1 protein-coding gene is annotated in these 693 nt (G+C 32.3%); it reads right to left on the bottom strand.

The window, feature by feature from the left end; all coding sequences use genetic code 11:
* Nucleotides 1-693 (bottom strand): InlB B-repeat-containing protein (locus tag HMPREF1871_RS05820; protein WP_198145794.1); only part of this gene is annotated, 693 nt, incomplete at both ends.

Raw genomic sequence — 693 nt, 5'->3', positions numbered from 1 at the left:
TAAACTTTACCAGTAGCGTCTTTAATACTATCGCCAGTAGGCAAGCTAACAGGAATTTTTACACTAGATTTAGGATTAACTTTAAAATGTTTTTTAAATCTAGTATTTTCACTAGCTTTATCACCAGTATCTACAAAAACATCAACATAATTTTTAGGGATATCTTGAGTAGAATTATCTGTCACATCAAAAACATTACTTATATAATTAGCAACAATAGAAATGTCAGAAGTGATAACAAAATCATCATCTTTACTCCAGCCAGTAAAAGTATAACCGTCATCAGCTTTAACAGTAGGATGAACTAACTCTTTAAGTTTGACGTAATTAGGATTAACAAAATAACTCAAGTTACCACTAATACTACCATGATCTCCCTTATTGAAAGAAACTTCAACAAAACCATCAGGTTTAGGAGAAGAGCCGTCATTAACAATATATCTATCAGCAACGGTGGCAGGAGCAACATTATACTTAGCTTTAATATAAGTAGTAGAAGTGAAAGTAGCAGTAATAGGATTATTTTCAGTCCATTTTAGTGGCTTAGCTATATCACTACCATCTTCATTAGCTTGAACCCAAGCAGTAAAATTATATTGATAAACTTTACCAGTAGCGTCTTTAATACTACCGCCAGTAGGCGAGTTAACAGGAATTGTCACGCTAGATTTAGGAGTAACTTTAAAATGTTTT

Source organism: Gemelliphila asaccharolytica (genome assembly GCF_001553005.1).
GTDB lineage: Bacteria > Bacillota > Bacilli > Staphylococcales > Gemellaceae > Gemelliphila > Gemelliphila asaccharolytica.
This window is presented reverse-complemented; position numbering and strand designations above follow the sequence as displayed.